This is a genomic window from Kitasatospora sp. NPDC054795 (assembly GCF_053611565.1).
On sequence record NZ_JBSHAP010000182.1, the window covers coordinates 1 to 14,110 of the forward strand.

Here is a 14,110-nt window from a genome sequence, read left to right on the forward strand (position 1 = left end):
GGCTCGGCTCCGGCTCCGTACCCGCCGTCACCGGCGCGGTGGCCCCCGCGCTCTGCGCGGCCCCGCCGCCCGACCCGCCGTCCTCGTTGCCGACCATCCGGAGCACCGCCACCACCCCGGCGATCAGCAGCAGCACCACGATCACGGTGGCGATGGCCAGCCGCCGCCGACCGGTGCGCGGGTCGGCCCCGGCCGCCTGCGTCGCGCCCATCGTCCACTCACTGGTCACCGGCCGGATCGACTCCGGCTCCGGCGCCTCCGGCTCCCCGGCCGGCTTCTCGACGGGCTCCTCGTCCTGGGCCCGGCTGCCGACCCGGACCGTCCCCAGCAGCCCGGCCACGGGCCGCTTGCGGCCCTCCTCGGCCTGCTCCGGCTCCTCCTTCGCGGGCTCCGGCGCCGCCTTCTCCACCGGCACCGCGTGCTCGGTGGTCGACTCCGCCCGCGCGGTGGAATCCGCGACCACCCGCTTGAGCATCGACCGGGTCTGCGAGGCGTCCAGCCGCTCGGCCGGGTCCTTCGCCAGCAGCCCCTCGATCACCGGCCGCAGCGGCCCTGCGTTCACCGGCGCCGCCAGGTCCTCGGTCATCACGGCGGTCAGCGTGGCCAGCGCGGAGCCCCGGTCGTACGGCGGCCGGCCCTCGACCATCGCGTACAGCGTGCCGCCCAGCGACCACAGATCGGCCGGCGGCCCGGGCTTCTGCCCGCGGGCCCGCTCCGGCGAGATGTACGAGGGCGCGCCGACCAGCATCCCGGTCGAGGTGACGGAGGCGTCGCCCTCCACACTGGCGATGCCGAAGTCGGTGAGCACCACCCGGCCGTCCTCGCCGATCAGCACGTTGGACGGCTTGACGTCCCGGTGCAGGATGCCCAGCGCGTGCGCCGCGCTCAGCACGCCCAGCACGTCCAGCGCGATCTCCGCGGCCCGGGCGGGCTCCAACGGCCCGTCCTCCCGCACCACGTCGGCCAGCGAGCGGGACTCGACCAGCTCCATGACGATCCACGGCCGGTCGTCCTCGTCGACCACGTCGAAGACCGTCACCGCCGAACTGTGCCGGATCCGCGCGGTCGCCTTGGCCTCGCGCAGCGTCCGGGTGATCAGCCGGTGCTTCTCCTCCTCGTCGACGCTGGCGTTCATCCGCAGTTCCTTGACCGCGACGGTCCGGCCCAGCATCTCGTCCTCGGCGCGCCAGACCGTGCCCATGCCACCGCGCCCGAGCACGCCGTTCAGGCGGTAGCGGCCGGCCAGGAGGCGGCCGGTGGAACCCTTCGCCTGGGTCATTCGGAACGTTCCCCCATGTGCTGCTGGCGGTCGTGGTGACGGCACGTCGGCCCGACCTGGGGCCCGGACGCCCAAGCCTCCATCATCTCCTGTCCGGAGGGCCCGCGACCACCCGGCCCCCGCCACAAGCCGGGACGAACCGGAACGGGCGCGGCGCTCCGTGCTCGATCTGTGATCGAAAACTCGCCAAGATCTGCCCGAACCACTGCTACCGTTCGGCAGCTCATCGTCTTTCCGGGGGGATTCGACGCCCATGACCGCACCCGCGCCGGGCACTGACGGCCCATCGACCCGGCCCCGCACCGCCGAGCACTACTCGGTCGCGCCGCCCCCGGCCGCCCCCGAGGGCTACGTCGCCCCCGGCATGCCCGGCGCCCCCGTGGCCGGTTTCGAACCCACCGAACCCCCGTCCCGGCCCGTCCCCCGCCGCCGCACCGCCCTGGCCGTGGCCCTCGCCCTGCTCGCCATGCTGATCGGCGGCCTGGCCTACGGCAGCGCCCCCCTGCGCGCCGCCGACAGCCTCGGCTGGCTGGCCATCGCCCCGGCCGGCCTGGTCGCCCTCCCCCTCGGCCGCCTCGGCGGCAAGAGCCGCTCGCTCCCCCCGCTCGGCGCCCTCCTCGCCGCCGGCGCCCTCCTCCTCGGCCAACTGATCGAGCACCTCCGCCGCCTGCGCGCCGAGGGCCCCGCCCCCCACGACCTGCTGCACGACACCGTCACCGCCTGGCGCGCCGACCTCCGCCCCCTCGACGCCGCCTTCTACGCCATCGCCCTCATCGGCGGCTTCCTCCTCACCCGCCGCACCGCCACCCGAAGCTGACGCCGGCGCCCCTCCCGCAAGCCCCTCCGAAAACCCCGAAGGCCCCCGCCGATTCCCGGCAGGGGCCTCCGTCGACACCCGTCAGCGGTGATCGAGCGCCGGGTTCACCGTCACCTCGACCCGCTGGAACTCCTTGAGCTCCGTGTACCCGGTGGTGGCCATCGCGCGCCGCAGCGCACCGAACAGGTTCATGGTCCCGTCCGGGGTGTGCGAAGGCCCGGTGAGGATCTCCTCGGTGGTGCCGACCGCGCCGAGGTTCACCCGCTTGCCGCGCGGCAGCTCCTCGTGGACGGCCTCCATCCCCCAGTGGAACCCCTTGCCCGGGGCGTCGGTCGCCCGGGCCAGCGCGGCCCCGATCATCACCGCGTCCGCGCCGCAGGCGACCGCCTTCGGGATGTCCCCGCTGTAGCCGACGCCCCCGTCCGCGATCACGTGCACGTAGCGCCCGCCGGACTCGTCCATGTAGTCACGACGGGCGGCCGCCACGTCGGCCACGGCGGTCGCCATCGGCACCTGGATGCCCAGGACGTTCCGGGTGGTGTGGGCGGCGCCCCCGCCGAACCCGACCAGGACGCCGGCGGCGCCGGTGCGCATCAGGTGCAGCGCGGCGGTGTAGGTGGCGCAGCCGCCGACGATCACCGGAACGTCCAGCTCGTAGATGAACTGCTTGAGGTTGAGCGGCTCGGCGGCGCTGGAGACGTGCTCGGCCGAGACGGTGGTGCCGCGGATGACGAAGACGTCGACGCCGGCGTCGACCACGGCCTTGGAGAACTCGGCGGTGCGCTGCGGCGAGAGCGCGGCGGCGGTGACCACACCGGAGTCGCGGACCTCCTGGATCCGCTGCTTGATCAGCTCGGCGCGGATCGGCGCGGCGTAGATCTCCTGAAGGCGGCGGGTCGCGGTGGACTCGTCGGTGATCGCGGCGATCTCGTCCAGCAGCGGCTGCGGGTCCTCGTAGCGGGTCCACAGGCCTTCGAGGTTCAGCACGCCCAGACCGCCGAGGCGGCCGATCTGGATGGCCTGCTGCGGCGAGACCACGCTGTCCATCGGGGCGGCCAGGAACGGCAGCTCGAAGCGGTACGCGTCGATCTGCCAGGCGATCGAGACCTCCTTCGGGTCCCGGGTACGGCGGCTGGGGACGACGGCGATGTCGTCGAAGGCGTACGCCCGTCGGCCGCGCTTGCCTCGCCCGATCTCGATCTCAGTCACTTCGAGCCCTTCTGCTTTGTTGCTCATGCCCGCGCCGGGTCACCCCGGCCGCACCCCAGTATCCCGTACTGCCGCTGGTCCCGCCCCGACGGCCCACGGCCCGGACACGCCCCGGACGCCTCCGGCCGCGCCCGGAGCCGCGCCCCCGGGCCGCACCCCCGACGCACACCGGGCAGCCCGAAGGGCCCGTCGCCGCGGTGCGGCAGCGGGCCCTTCGGGGGTTCAGCGGGTCAGCGGGCCGAGTAGTTCGGCGCCTCGACGGTCATCTGGATGTCGTGCGGGTGGCTCTCCTTGAGGCCCGCCGAGGTGATCCGGACGAACCGGCCCTTGCTCTCCATCTCGGCGACGGTGGCGGCGCCGACGTAGCCCATGGTCTGGCGCAGACCGCCGACGAGCTGGTGCAGCACGGCCGAGAGCGGGCCGCGGTAGGGCACCTGGCCCTCGATGCCCTCGGGGACGAGCTTGTCGTCCGAGGCCACCTCGGCCTGGAAGTAGCGGTCCTTGGAGTACGAGCGGCCCTGGCCGCGGGACTGCATGGCGCCGAGCGAGCCCATGCCGCGGTAGGACTTGAACTGCTTGCCGTTGATGAACATCAGCTCGCCCGGGGACTCCTCGCAGCCGGCCAGCAGCGAGCCGAGCATCACGGTGTCGGCACCGGCGGCGAGCGCCTTGCCGATGTCGCCCGAGTACTGCAGGCCGCCGTCGCCGATGACCGGCACGCCGGCCGCCAGGCAGGCCTGGGCGGCCTCGTAGATGGCGGTGACCTGCGGGACGCCGATGCCGGCGACCACGCGGGTGGTGCAGATGGAGCCGGGGCCGACGCCGACCTTGACGCCGTCCACGCCGGCGTCGATCAGCGCCTGGGCGCCGTCCCGGGTGGCCACGTTGCCGCCGACCACGTCGATCCCGACGGCCGACTTGATCTTCGCGATCCAGGCCAGCGCGTTGTGGCTGTGGCCGTGCGAGGTGTCCACCACCAGGAAGTCCGCACCGGCCTCGACCAGGGCCTGGGCCCGGTCGAACGCCTCGGCGCTGGCGCCGACGGCGGCGCCGACCAGCAGCCGGCCCTCGGCGTCCTTGGCCGCGTTCGGGTACTGCTCGGCCTTGACGAAGTCCTTGACGGTGATCAGGCCCTTGATCCGGCCCTCGTCGTCGACCAGCGGCAGCTTCTCGATCTTGTGGCGGCGCAGCAGGGCCATCGCGTCCACCCCGGAGATGCCGACCTTGCCGGTGATCAGCGGCATCGGGGTCATGATCTCGCGGACCTGGCGGCTGCGGTCCGACTCGAAGGCCATGTCGCGGTTGGTGACGATGCCGAGCAGCTTGCCGGCCTCGTCGGCGATCGGCACGCCGGAGATGCGGAACTTGGCGCACAGCGCGTCGGCCTCGGCCAGGGTGGTCTCCGGGCCGACCGTGATCGGGTCGGTGACCATGCCGGACTCGGAGCGCTTGACCAGGTCGACCTGGTTGGCCTGGTCCTCGACCGACAGGTTGCGGTGCAGCACGCCGACGCCGCCCTGGCGGGCCATGGCGATGGCCATGCGCGACTCGGTCACCTTGTCCATCGCCGCGGACAGCAGCGGAATGTTGACGCGCACGTTCCGGGAGACCCGCGAGGAGGTGTCCACCTGGTTCGGCAGCACCTCGGAGGCCCCGGGCAGCAGCAGGACGTCGTCGTACGTGAGCCCGAGCATCGCGAACTTCTCGGGTACGCCTGCGGCGTTGTAAGACATTTGGGGGGTACCTTCCGTGGCCGGCCTTATCCGCTCACGCCCAAGGGTGGGGGCGCATTCATCGCTCACTCGCGCAGACCGCCGAAGCCGGATGCAATGGGAGGATCCTCCAAGGGGACCCAGAGCGCACCCGTCAAACTTTGGCAACCCGCCCAGGCGCCGATACCCCATGGTACTGGCACCGCGAATGTGTCCTCGTGTGCCCTTGACAACAACCCGGCCCCGTGGCTCATTCCGCCCGCAAACGGTGGAAAGAGTGCGGATCGGGACGGGCGGCCGGATCGGGGGACCCGATCAGGAGGACTCCTCCGCGAGGGCCCGCAGCCGGCTGAGCGCCCGGTGCTGGGCGACCCGGACGGCGCCGGGCGACATCCCGAGCACCTCGCCGGTCTCCTCCGCCGACAGCCCGGCGGCCACCCGCAGCAGCACCAGCTCGCGCTGACGGGCCGGCAGGTTGGAGAGGAGTTCCTTCGCCCAGGCGGCGTCGCTGCTCAGCAGCGCCTGCTCCTCCGGGCCGAGCGCCTCGTCCGGCACCTCGGGCAGGTCGTCCTGCGGTACGACGGTCGAGCCGGGTCCGCGCATCGCGGCCCGCTGGAGGTCGGCGATCTTGTGCGCGGCGATCCCGTACACGAAGGCCTCGAACGGGCGCCCCTGGTCCTTGTACCGGGGCAGCGCGCAGAGCACGGCCACGCAGACCTCCTGCGCGACGTCGTCCACGTGGTGCCGGGCCCCGCCGGGCAGCCGGACCAGCCGGGCGCGGCAGTACCGCAGCGCCAGCGGGTGGACGTAGGCGAGCAGCGCGTCGATCGCCGGGCCCTCGCCGCGGACCGCGGCCGCGACCAGTTCGCCCATCAGCGGCGAGCCGCCCGTGCCGAGCACCGGCGGGCGGTCCTGGCCGGTCATGCCGGCGGGACCGTCGGAGTCGGCGTACGACGGATCACGGCCCGGACCGGAGGGCTCGGCCTCCGCCGGGTCCGCCTGGCCGGCCGTACCGGCGACGTCGTCGCGCATCGGTCCATGGTGCCTGGTCGAGCGGGAAAACGCGGCACCGCGTCCGGAGTTGTGCACCGGAACGTTATGCGCTGCGGCACCGTAGGGCGTGCCCCGCACCACCGGCCCCTCCTGCACCGTGCCGCCTCCCGCCCCGCCGCGATCGGTGGTGGTCCCGTCCGTCGCGCCGTCCGCCGAGTGTCCTGCGGCTGCGTGGTTCGCCGCAGTGCCTGTCCGCTGGTCCCCGAGGTGCTCCACTCCTCCATGGTGCAACCTCGGGACCGTAACGTCACACGCCTGTGCGGCACCCGCTCCGGGAACCGCCGGCGGCACGCCGCACCCGGCGGCGCCGCCGGTGGTCAGCGGACCAGGCCCCAGCGGAAACCCAGCGCCACCGCGTGCGCCCGGTCGGAGGCCCCGAGCTTCTTGAACAGCCGTCGGGCGTGGGTCTTGACGGTGTCCTCGGAGAGGAACAGCTCACGGCCGATCTCGGCGTTGCTGCGGCCGTGGCTCATGCCCTCCAGCACCTGGATCTCACGCGCCGTCAGCGTCGGTGCCGCGCCCATGTCGGGGCTGCGCAGCCGGCGCGGGGCGAGCCGCCAGGTCGGGTCGGCGAGGGCCTGGGTGACGGTGGCCCGCAGCTCGGCGCGCGAGGCGTCCTTGTGCAGGTACCCGCGGGCGCCGGCGGCCACCGCGAGCGCGACGCCGTCGAGGTCCTCGGCGACGGTGAGCATGATGATCCGCGCGCCGGGGTCGGCGGACAGCAGCCGCCGGACCGTCTCGACCCCGCCGAGGCCGGGCATCCGGACGTCCATCAGAACGAGATCGGAGCGGTCGGCCACCCAGCGGCGGAGGACCTCCTCCCCGTTCGTCGCGGTGGTGACCCGGTCCACACCGGGTACGGTCGCGACCGCGCGGCGAAGCGCCTCGCGGGCGAGCGGGGAATCGTCGCAAACGAGAACGGAAGTCATGACCGTCGTCCTCCGCAGCTGATCCGCGTCACGTTGAGCCTCCTGGCTGGTACGAACCTCTCCGACACGGCCGATCGGCGACAGACTCCGTCCTGATCGCCCCAACCTGCCCGCGATCGTTCCCGACGTCCGGCGCCCGCCAACCGCCTCCGCACTTCCAACGACCGTCACTCGAATGAGTTACGGCCTTCGGGGCCACCTCCACCACTGTACGTGGCCAACCCATTACCGATCAGCCGCATCGCGGTGCACACGCCGCACTTTTGCGCAGCTCGCGCGCGGTGGGCGTACGACCCGCACACCGATTCGGCACGTCGCGCGCCCGTCGGCCACCCGATTGCCACGCCCGCGCCCGGCGGAGCCCTTGCCCACTATGCCCGTTTTTATAGCTTTCGTATGGTCATTGACTGTTGTGCCAGTGTGTGGGTGACTTGTCCATGGAGTTGCCTTAAGTCATATTTCCAGGTGTCCACACCAGTGCATCGAAGCCCCGCCGCACCGCTCGGCAGCAGCCCCGCCGAACGCCCGGCCGACGGCCGACAGCCTCTGAAGGGAATGAGCCATGGCAGATTTCTCCCGCCTCCCCGGTCCCAACGCGGACCTCTGGGACTGGCAGCTCTCCGCAGCCTGCCGTGGCGTGGACAGCTCGCTCTTCTTCCACCCCGAGGGCGAGCGCGGGGCCGCGCGCAGTTCGCGCGAGGCCAGCGCCAAGGAGGTCTGCATGCGCTGCCCGGTGATCGCCGAGTGCGCGGCGCACGCGCTGGCGGTCCGTGAGCCGTACGGCGTCTGGGGCGGGATGACCGAGGACGAGCGCGAGGAGATGCTGGGGCGCTCGCGGCACCGACTGGTCGAGATCCCGCTGGCCCCGCCGGCGGTCGCCCAGCGCTAGACCCGACTCCGTGAGCGCCGTGAAGAAACGTTCCTTCGCTGCGCTTCAGCCTTCTGGCTCACCGTACGTACCGGACCCCCGCGGCCCCGTCACCCACCGTCAGCGATCGGCGGCCGCCCCCGCCAGCCGCTCCAGCATCAGCGCCACGGCCGGCACCTCCGCCAGGTCCGGCAGGGTCAGCGCGACCACCTGGCGCACCGCGGGCGCCCCGGAGGCCGTGTGCACCGGCACCGTCGACACGCCGTCAGGACGCACCGACCGGAGCGCCAGCCGGGGCAGCACCGCCACTCCCAGCCCGGCCGCCACCAGGCCGACCACCGCCGGGTAGTCGTCCGTCGCGAAGTCGATCCGCGGCTCGAAGCCCGCCCCGGCGCACAGCTCCACCAGGTGCCCCCGGCACTGCGGGCAGCCGGCGATCCACTGCTCCCCCGCCAGCTCGGCCAGCCCCACCGCCCCGCCCCGCCCCGCCAGCCCGTGGGCGGCGGGCAGCAGACCGACCAGCGGGTCGTCCAGCAGCGGGGTGACCACCAGATCGGACCAGTCGGACCCCGCGGTCAGCTGCTGCGCCTCCAGATTGGCCTCGGCGCGCGCCTCGCGCGGCGTGCCGTGGGCCGGCGCCGGGAGCGCGACGGCGCCGTCGGACTGCGGGTAGCGGAAGGCCAGCGCGATCTCGCACTCGCCGCCGCGCAGCATCGCCAGCGACTCCGGCGGCTCCGCCTCGACCAGCGACACGCGCACCCCCGGATGGCCGTCCCGCAGGCGGGCGACCGCGGGCGGCACCAGGGTGGAACTCGCGGTCGGGAAGGAGACCAGCCGCACCCGCCCGGCCCGCAGCCCGGCGATCGCGGCCACCTCCTCCTCGGCGGCCGAGAGCCCGGCGAGGATTCCGGTGGCATGCTTGAGCAGGACCCGGCCGGCCTCGCTGAGCTGCATCCCGCGGCCCGAGCGGACCACCAGCGGGGTGTCCACCGACTTCTCCAGCGCCTTCATCTGCTGGCTGATGGCGGGCTGCGTACACCCCAGCTCGCGGGCGGCGGCGGAGAAGGAGCCGGTGCGGGCGACGGCACGCAGGACGCGCAGATGGCGGGCCTCGATCATGCCTCAGTTATAAGGCAATCTTTGCATTCTGCAAAATTCTACTGATAGTTGAACGATGAAGGTGAACGCCGGAGGCCCGGCCCGCCACCCCTCGCGGGGCGCGGACCGGGCCTCCGGTCAGGCGTCGGAGCCTCAGTGCGAGTGGCCGTGGCCGCCGTGGCCGTGACCGTTGTCGGCCTCCTCCTCCTTCTTCTCCACCACGAGGGTCTCGGTGGTGAGAAGCAGGGAGGCGATCGAGGCGGCGTTCTCCAGGGCGGAGCGGGTGACCTTGACCGGGTCGATGACGCCGGCCTTCAGCAGGTCGCCGTACTCGCCGGTGGCCGCGTTGTAGCCGTGACCGGCCTCCAGCTCGGCAACCTTGTGGGTGATGACGTAGCCCTCGAGCCCGGCGTTCTGGGCGATCCAGCGCAGCGGCTCGTGCAGCGCCTTGCGGACGACGGCGACACCGGTGGCCTCGTCGCCCGACAGGCCCAGGCCACCGTCCAGCACCTTGGCGGCGTGGACCAGGGAGGCGCCACCGCCGGCGACGATGCCCTCCTCGACCGCGGCACGGGTCGCCGAGATGGCGTCCTCCAGGCGGTGCTTGCGCTCCTTCAGCTCCACCTCGGTGGCGGCGCCGACCTTGATGACGCAGACGCCGCCGGCCAGCTTGGCCAGGCGCTCCTGCAGCTTCTCGCGGTCCCAGTCGGAGTCGGTCGCGGCGATCTCGCCCTTGATCTGGGCGACGCGGCCGGCCACGGCCTCGGTGTCACCGGCGCCGTCGACGACGGTGGTCTCGTCCTTGGTGATGGTCACGCGGCGGGCGGTGCCCAGCACGTCCAGGCCGACCTGGTCGAGCTTGAGGCCGACCTCCTCGGAGATGACCTGGCCACCGGTCAGGACGGCCAGGTCGCCGAGGATCGCCTTGCGGCGGTCGCCGAAGCCCGGGGCCTTGACGGCGACGGCGTTGAAGGTGCCGCGGATCTTGTTGACGACCAGGGTCGACAGCGCCTCGCCGTCGACGTCCTCGGCGATGATCAGCAGCGGCTTGGAGGCACCGCCCTGGAGGATCTTCTCCAGCAGCGGCAGCAGCTCCTGGATGGAGGAGATCTTGCCCTGGTTGATCAGGATGTACGGGTCCTCCAGGACCGCCTCCTGCCGCTCCGCGTCGGTGACGAAGTACGGCGACAGGTAACCCTTGTCGAACTGCATGCCCTCGGTGAAGTCCAGCTCCACGCCGAAGGTGTTCGACTCCTCGACGGTGATGACACCGTCCTTGCCGACCTTGTCGATCGCCTCGGCGATCAGCTCGCCGACCTGGGTGTCCTGGGCGGAGAGGGACGCGACGGCGGCGACGTCGTCCTTGCCCTCGATCTCGCGGGCGATCGAGAGCAGGTGCTCGGAGACGGCGGCGACAGCCTTGTCGATGCCCTTCTTCAGGGCGGCCGGGCCGGCACCGGCGGCGACGTTGCGCAGGCCCTCGTTGACCAGGGCCTGGGCCAGCACGGTGGCGGTGGTGGTGCCGTCACCCGCGACGTCGTTGGTCTTGGTGGCGACCTCCTTGACGAGCTGCGCGCCAAGGTTCTCGTACGGGTCGTCCAGCTCGACCTCGCGGGCGATGGTGACACCGTCGTTGGTGATGGTCGGGGCGCCGAACTTCTTGTCGATGACGACGTTGCGGCCCTTGGGGCCGATGGTCACCTTGACGGTGTCGGCCAGCTTGTTGACACCGCGCTCCAGCGAGCGGCGGGCGTCCTCGTCGAACTGCAGGATCTTCGCCATGTTCCCTATTCCCTCGGGGCTGCGGCCGGCCCACCGGCCGCCGAACTGCGTGAACCAACAACCACGCCCCGGGCCCCTGTCACTTGGGACACGGATCCGGGGCGGGTCGGAACGTCTTACTTCTCGATGATCGCGAGGACGTCGCGGGCGGAGAGCACCAGGTACTCCTCGCCCTGGTACTTCACCTCGGTGCCGCCGTACTTCGAGTACAGGACGATGTCACCCACGGCGACGTCGAGCGGCAGACGCTGGCCGTCCTCGAAGCGGCCCGGGCCGACGGCCAGGACGACGCCCTCCTGGGGCTTCTCCTTGGCGGTGTCCGGGATAACCAGGCCGGAGGCCGTGGTGGTCTCGGCGTCGAGCGGCTGGACCACAATGCGGTCCTCGAGCGGCTTGATGGCAACCTTGCTGCTGGTGGTCACGTCCGAGCTCCCCTTCGGAGATTACGGGGTTTTCTAACGGGTAGGGCGATCCTGCGGGCCTGCCGTCGCGGGGGTCAGGCACACGTCGTCGCGTTAGCACTCTCCCGGTGGAGAGTGCCAAGGACGACCATAGGGCCGTGTTAGCACTCAGTCAACCAGAGTGCCAACGACGCGCCCCGGGGCCCCCGGTTCCGCGGATGGGCAGCCGTACTCATCTGCGCCCCGGCCCGGCCCCCGCAGACTCCTGCCACGACATCGATCCCGGTACGTCCCGGCCCGTCGCACCCGTCGGCCGACCCGCCGACGGACCCGCCGCCCCGCCCACCGGAAGTCGAGCGGGCGTCCGGATTCCCGTACCCATGTACGGACGGCGCTCCCTCGGGCAGACTCCTGCCATGACCGACACCCCGGTACCCGTCGGACCCTCCGGCGCGAAGGACGCCCCGCCCGCGCCGCCGCTCGTCCCGGGGGTGTTCCGGTGAGCCGACCGGCCGCCCCGTCCGAGCCCCCGCGGATCCACTGGGCGGCGGACCTGGTGCTCGCCGCGGTGGTGCTCGCGGTGACCGCCGTCGCGGTGTTCCTCGGATCGCTCGTGCTCAACGTGCTGAAGCTGCTCGCCCTGTACGGCCCCGGGACGGTGGCCCTGGACGTCTTCGGCGTCGTGGTCCTGCTCGTGCTGCTGACCCTGACCCACCGGGGCACCCGACGGCTCGGCTACCGGATCACGCCGTACGCCGCGGTGGCCGCAGCACCGCTGGGCGTGCTCGCGGGCTGGCTCGCCTCCGGCATCCCCGTCATCGGCCGGTGACCGCCGCACCGCTGCGGTGACCGACCGGCCGAGCGGCGAGAATGGCCCCCGTGGACACCGAGAACCTCCAGCCGCTGCTGACGCCCGAGGGCCAGGCCCTGCTCGCCGAGTTGCGCGAGTTCACCCCCGAGGAGGAGCTGGCGCTGGCGACCCGCCTGCGCCGGGAGCATCCGGCGGAGCTGGTCTCGGCGGCCTTCGGGCAGGCGCGGCTGCGGCAGCGGGCGCGGGCGAAGTTCGGGGCGGACGCCGACCTGATGTACTTCACGCCCAACGGGGTCGAGCAGTCCACCCGGCGCAGCGTGGCCGAGTGGCGGGCGCAGCGGTTCGCCGCGCTGGGCGTCCGACGGCTGGCGGACCTGTGCTGCGGCATCGGCGGGGACGTGCTGGCGCTGGCCCGGGCGGGCATCGAGGTGCTGGCCGTCGACAAGGACCCGGCGGCCTGCGCCGCCACCGCGGCCAACGCCGCCGCGCTGGGCCTGTCCGAGCTGGTCGAGGTGCGCTGCGCGGACGTCGCCGAGGTGGACGTCACCGGCTACGACGCGGTGTTCACCGACCCGGCCCGGCGCACCTCGCGCGGCCGGGTGTTCGACCCGGAGGCGTACGCCCCGCCGCTCTCCTGGGCGATCGAGGCCGGCCGGCGGACCCCGATCGGCGCGCTGAAGGTCGCGCCGGGCATCCCGCACGAGGCCGTGCCGCGGGACGCCGAGGCCGAGTGGGTCTCCGACCACGGCGACGTCAAGGAGGCGGTGCTCTGGTTCGGCACCAGGGCCGCGAGCCCGCACCGCGCCACCCTGCTGCCGCAGGGCGCCAGCCTGACCGGCGGCGATCTGCCCGACCCGCCGGCCGGCCCGGTCGGGCGGTACCTGTACGAGCCGGACGGCGCGGTGATCCGGGCCCACCTGGTGGCCGAGGTGGCCGGGCAGGTGGGCGGCCGGCTGATCGACCCGAAGATCGCCTACCTGACCTCGGACGAGCTGGTCGCCACCCCGTACGCGCACGCCTTCGAGCTCACTGACGTGCTGCCGTTCCACATCAAGAAGCTGAAGGCGCTGCTGCGCGAGCGGGCGGTCGGCACGGTGGTGATCAAGAAGCGCGGGATGGCGATCACCCCGGAGGAGCTGCGCCGCCAGCTCAAGCCCTCCGGGCCGAACAGCGTCACGGTGATCCTCAGCCGCACCGACAACGGGCCGCTGATGATGCTGGGACAGCCGGTCGCGGCGCCCCAGGTGCACTGACCCGCGGCGTCGGTCACGCGGGTGGCTGGATGTAGTCCTCCAGCCGCGCCACCGAGAAGCCCTGCTCCTGTATCCGGGCCAGCAGGTCGCCGAACATCTGGGTCATCGTGGCGCCCTTGAGCTCCTTGGGGCCGCGGAAGTGCGCCAGGATTATGTCGCCGGGCTTCAGCTGCTTGTCCCCCGCCTGGTACTGCATGTCGTGGATCTGCATCGACTCGCGCCAGAGCACCATCGCGCGCGGGCCGCACTGCTGGACGGAGGTGTTGAGCGTCGGGGTGTTGGCGCCGTCGCCGAACGGCGGGCGGAACAGCAGCGGGGCGGCGCCGTACTGCTGGGTGAGCGCGGACTGGGCGTCGCAGATCTCGGACTTCTGCTTCTCCGCCGGGATCTTGCTCATCACCGGGTGGTCCACGGTGTGGTTCTGGACGTGGTTGCCCAGGGCCTGGAGCGGCTTGAAGTAGCCGTAGTCGTTCTTGACGATGTCCCGGGTCAGGAACATCGATATCGGCACCTTGAGGTCGGTGAGCATCTCGACGAACTTCGGGTCCTTCTCGGCCCCGTCGTCGATGGTGATGAAGACGACCTTGTCGCTCGTTTTCACGTCGCTGAACACCGGGACGGGACCGGTCCGTTCGAGCTTTATCGGCTTGTCGGCGGGCGGCGCCGGGGCGGGGGCGAGCGGGGTGAGGTTCCACTTGGCCCAAGCCGCCGCGCCCGCTCCCGCCGGGGCGCCGGCCGCGGCGGCGGTGGTCGCGGCCGCGGTCGGCGCGGCGCCGGAGGGCCGGGGCGCGGCCGGCGTGGTCGCGGCGGCCGGGGCGGGCCCGCCGCCCCCCCCCATGTAGGCCCACCCCGTGGCGTGGGCCACCACGGCCCCCCCCCCCCCCGCCTACGACCAGGT

At 72.7% G+C, this 14,110-nt stretch carries 13 protein-coding genes; 4 read left to right on the forward strand and 9 right to left on the reverse strand.

All coding sequences use genetic code 11. The annotated features are described in order from the left end of the window. Nucleotides 1-1,279: serine/threonine-protein kinase (locus tag ACWGJO_RS38160; RefSeq protein ID WP_452190240.1), on the reverse strand; the 1,279-nt coding region annotated here is incomplete at its 3' end. Between the two features lie 253 nt (nucleotides 1,280-1,532). On the opposite strand from ACWGJO_RS38160, the gene ACWGJO_RS38165 reads away from it, so the two are divergent. Beyond that, nucleotides 1,533-2,096 carry a hypothetical protein gene (locus ACWGJO_RS38165; protein WP_452190241.1) on the forward strand — a complete coding sequence of 188 codons (564 nt, stop codon included), beginning with the start codon at nucleotides 1,533-1,535 and terminating at the stop codon, nucleotides 2,094-2,096. A gap of 81 nt (nucleotides 2,097-2,177) precedes the next feature. Here the strand turns inward: ACWGJO_RS38165 and ACWGJO_RS38170 are convergent, their stop codons facing one another. The 4 genes from ACWGJO_RS38170 to ACWGJO_RS38185 all read right to left on the reverse strand — a co-directional run bounded on the left by ACWGJO_RS38170 (nucleotide 2,178) and on the right by ACWGJO_RS38185 (nucleotide 6,999). Next, a complete protein-coding gene (locus tag ACWGJO_RS38170; protein WP_380356899.1) occupies nucleotides 2,178-3,305 on the reverse strand; it encodes a GuaB3 family IMP dehydrogenase-related protein in 1,128 nt (375 codons plus the stop codon). A 230-nt stretch (nucleotides 3,306-3,535) separates the two neighbouring features. Further along, nucleotides 3,536-5,038 carry an IMP dehydrogenase gene (guaB, locus tag ACWGJO_RS38175; RefSeq protein WP_387686343.1) on the reverse strand — a complete coding sequence of 501 codons (1,503 nt, stop codon included), beginning with the start codon at nucleotides 5,036-5,038 and terminating at the stop codon, nucleotides 3,536-3,538. Nucleotides 5,039-5,332: 294 nt separating this feature from the next. Next, a complete protein-coding gene (gene shbA / locus ACWGJO_RS38180) occupies nucleotides 5,333-5,941 on the reverse strand; it encodes an RNA polymerase sigma factor ShbA (protein WP_387686385.1) in 609 nt (202 codons plus the stop codon). Between the two features lie 446 nt (nucleotides 5,942-6,387). Then, nucleotides 6,388-6,999: a response regulator transcription factor gene (locus tag ACWGJO_RS38185; protein ID WP_014136228.1), complete on the reverse strand. Its 612-nt coding sequence runs from the start codon at nucleotides 6,997-6,999 to the stop codon at nucleotides 6,388-6,390. A 562-nt stretch (nucleotides 7,000-7,561) separates the two neighbouring features. On the opposite strand from ACWGJO_RS38185, the gene ACWGJO_RS38190 reads away from it, so the two are divergent. Beyond that, complete coding sequence (locus ACWGJO_RS38190) at nucleotides 7,562-7,888, forward strand: WhiB family transcriptional regulator (protein ID WP_452190242.1); 327 nt, start codon at nucleotides 7,562-7,564, stop codon at nucleotides 7,886-7,888. A gap of 99 nt (nucleotides 7,889-7,987) precedes the next feature. Here ACWGJO_RS38190 and ACWGJO_RS38195 read toward each other — a convergent pair whose 3' ends face one another. From ACWGJO_RS38195 to groES, 3 genes are all read right to left on the reverse strand, one after another. Next, complete coding sequence (locus ACWGJO_RS38195; protein ID WP_387686337.1) at nucleotides 7,988-8,986, reverse strand: LysR family transcriptional regulator; 999 nt, start codon at nucleotides 8,984-8,986, stop codon at nucleotides 7,988-7,990. Between the two features lie 132 nt (nucleotides 8,987-9,118). Beyond that, nucleotides 9,119-10,747 (reverse strand): chaperonin GroEL, encoded by a 1,629-nt coding sequence (gene groL / locus ACWGJO_RS38200; protein WP_452190243.1) that lies wholly within the window; start codon nucleotides 10,745-10,747, stop codon nucleotides 9,119-9,121. 116 nt (nucleotides 10,748-10,863) lie between these two features. Then, the gene (gene groES, locus ACWGJO_RS38205; protein WP_014136232.1) at nucleotides 10,864-11,169 is read right to left on the reverse strand and encodes a co-chaperone GroES; all 306 of its coding nucleotides are present in this window, start codon (nucleotides 11,167-11,169) and stop codon (nucleotides 10,864-10,866) included. Nucleotides 11,170-11,647: 478 nt separating this feature from the next. On the opposite strand from groES, the gene ACWGJO_RS38210 reads away from it, so the two are divergent. Both ACWGJO_RS38210 and ACWGJO_RS38215 read left to right on the forward strand, forming a co-directional pair. After that, complete coding sequence (locus ACWGJO_RS38210; RefSeq protein ID WP_452190244.1) at nucleotides 11,648-11,977, forward strand: hypothetical protein; 330 nt, start codon at nucleotides 11,648-11,650, stop codon at nucleotides 11,975-11,977. A 41-nt stretch (nucleotides 11,978-12,018) separates the two neighbouring features. Beyond that, nucleotides 12,019-13,212 carry a class I SAM-dependent methyltransferase gene (locus ACWGJO_RS38215; protein WP_452190245.1) on the forward strand — a complete coding sequence of 398 codons (1,194 nt, stop codon included), beginning with the start codon at nucleotides 12,019-12,021 and terminating at the stop codon, nucleotides 13,210-13,212. A 13-nt stretch (nucleotides 13,213-13,225) separates the two neighbouring features. Here ACWGJO_RS38215 and ACWGJO_RS38220 read toward each other — a convergent pair whose 3' ends face one another. Beyond that, a complete protein-coding gene (locus ACWGJO_RS38220) occupies nucleotides 13,226-14,050 on the reverse strand; it encodes a polysaccharide deacetylase family protein (protein ID WP_452190246.1) in 825 nt (274 codons plus the stop codon). Nucleotides 14,051-14,110 lie beyond the last annotated feature (60 nt).